This is a genomic window from Micromonospora sp. M42 (assembly GCF_000568915.1).
GTDB lineage: Bacteria > Actinomycetota > Actinomycetes > Mycobacteriales > Micromonosporaceae > Micromonospora > Micromonospora chalcea.
This window is the reverse complement of the sequence record NZ_KK037233.1, coordinates 1,032,710-1,034,597: the sequence shown is the minus strand read 5'-3', so window position 1 is coordinate 1,034,597 and position 1,888 is coordinate 1,032,710. Positions and strand designations below refer to the sequence as shown.

Below are 1,888 nucleotides of genomic sequence, written 5' to 3'. Positions count from 1 at the left end.
AGCTGCCGCCGGACGAGGTGGTACGCCGCCAGATCGAGGTGAACCTGCTCGCCGCCTGGCGGACCACCGCCGCCGCGATGCCCGCCCTGGAGGCCGCACGCGGCCGGGTGATCTTCGTGGCCAGCCGGATGGCCGTGCTGCCGCTGCCCCTCGCAGCCGCGTACGGGGTCAGCAAGCGGGCGCTCGTCGCATACGCCGACGCGCTGCGCCACGAAGTAGGCACCCACGTCGGCGTCAGCGTGGTCTACCCGAGCATGGTCGCCTCCCCGATCCACGACAGCACTGTGGCGGCCGGGCTGTCGCTGAGCGGAGTGTCCCGCCCGGAACCCGTGGAGGGAGTGGTGGCGGCGATCCTGCGCGCCGCGACCGCCCGGCGCGCGCCACGGGACGTGGCCACCACCCGGCGCGGCCGGATCGAGATGGCGCTGGCCCGGCACGCCCCGGCCCTCGCGGACCGGATCGTGCGCCGTACCGTCGCCGGGAGGCTGGCCGCCGGTGACCTGGACGGTGCGGCGCTGGCCGAGGGCATGGTCCGGCGGCACCGGCAGGCCGGCGGGTAGCGTGCGCGCATGGCCGTCTCGCCCTACATCGCCCGGCTGCGCCGCCACATCGGCCACGACCTGCTCATGCTGTACGGCGTCAGCGGCGTGGTCACCGACGACGCGGGACGGGTGCTGCTGGCCCGCCGGGGCGACAACGGCCGCTGGTCGATCCCGGCCGGCACCGTCGACCCGGGCGAGCAACCAGCCGACGCGCTGGTGCGCGAGGTCCACGAGGAGACCGGCGTCGAGGTGGCGATCGACCGGCTGGCAGGTGTCGCCACCCACCCGGTGGTCTACCCCAACGGTGATGCCTGCGAATACCTGAACGTCTGGTTCCGCTGCCGGGCGATCGGCGGCGCGCCGACGGCCGACGGTGACGAGTCGCTGGCGGTGGCCTGGTTCGCCCCGGACGCGCTGCCCGAACTGGACGACTGGGCGCGGCTGCGGATCGGCACCGCGCTCACCGACGACGCCCCGCCCTGGTACGCCGCGCCGGGCGAGAGCCACCCGGCGCTGCACCAGCCCGACAACCTCTAGCTGAACACCACCTCGCACGGCCGGCCCGGAACCAGATCCACCGCACGGCGGTCCCCGGGCGCGTGCACCACCACGCGCTGCGCCACCGGCGACACCAGCCGCGCCCGCACCCGGCCCGGCGCCCAGCTCAGCTCCTCGACGGTGACCCGGCCCCGGCAGGTGATGCCGCGCAGCGTCCCGGCGGGCAGATCGGGTAGCGGCGCGGGCAGCAGCCGCAGCGTTCCCGGGCGCGACTGCACCAGCGACTCGATCAGCACCGCCGGCAGCGCGTGCGCGGCGTCGGCGTTGTACGTCCTCCGGCCCGGGTTGTGCGCGCTCATCAGCGACCGGAAGAACATGTCCGTGCCGAGGATCTTGCCCAGGTTCGCCGCGACCAGGTCGCCGTCGCGCAGCCGCGCCGCCGCCAGCGCCCGGTGCAGGCTGCCGTGCGCGGACTGGTTCTCGTCGCCGCGCAGCGTCAGCGCCCGGTGCGCGGCGGCGGCCAGTTCCGGGGTGTCGTCCGGGTTGATCTCGTCGAGCGGCCACACCGGATACAGGTGGCTGACGTGCCTGTGGTTCTCGTCGCCGGTGCTGCCGGGCCACGCCCACTCGGCGAGCGCGCCGCGCCCGTCCACCAGGTAGCCGGGAGGCCGTACCTCGGCCCACCGGTCCTCGCCGGTCACCTCGGCGGCCAGCCGCAGCGGTGCCGGGCCGCGGCGACGTCCATGGGGCGTTGATCGCGACCGGCGCGGTCCGGCCGGTGTCGTCGTACGGGCCGGTCTCCGGCGAGTACGACGGCACCAGCGCCGGCTGCCGTCCACATCGGTCAG

3 protein-coding genes are annotated in these 1,888 nt (G+C 75.6%); 2 read left to right on the top strand and 1 reads right to left on the bottom strand.

Annotated features, from left to right (window positions below):
• Together MCBG_RS04435 and MCBG_RS04430 are read left to right on the top strand one after the other, a co-directional pair.
• On the top strand, nt 1–560 hold a 560-nt coding region (locus tag MCBG_RS04435), incomplete at its 5' end, for an SDR family NAD(P)-dependent oxidoreductase (protein WP_043324089.1).
• A gap of 9 nt (nt 561–569) precedes the next feature.
• Nucleotides 570–1,079, top strand: a complete 510-nt coding sequence (locus MCBG_RS04430; RefSeq protein ID WP_043324087.1) for an NUDIX hydrolase — start codon at nt 570–572, stop codon at nt 1,077–1,079.
• Here MCBG_RS04430 and MCBG_RS04425 read toward each other — a convergent pair.
• The gene (locus tag MCBG_RS04425; RefSeq protein ID WP_223201066.1) at nt 1,076–1,741 is read right to left on the bottom strand and encodes a glycosyl hydrolase family 95 catalytic domain-containing protein; all 666 of its coding nucleotides are present in this window, start codon (nt 1,739–1,741) and stop codon (nt 1,076–1,078) included. The two genes, MCBG_RS04430 and MCBG_RS04425, sit on opposite strands and share 4 nt — an antisense overlap.
• Nucleotides 1,742–1,888: the final 147 nt, after the last annotated feature.

Bases quoted from the DNA above. Each gene is read 5' to 3' on its own strand.
- MCBG_RS04430 (WP_043324087.1), top strand. From the start codon at position 570: ATGGCCGTCTCGCCCTACATCGCCCGGCTGCGCCGCCACATCGGCCAC.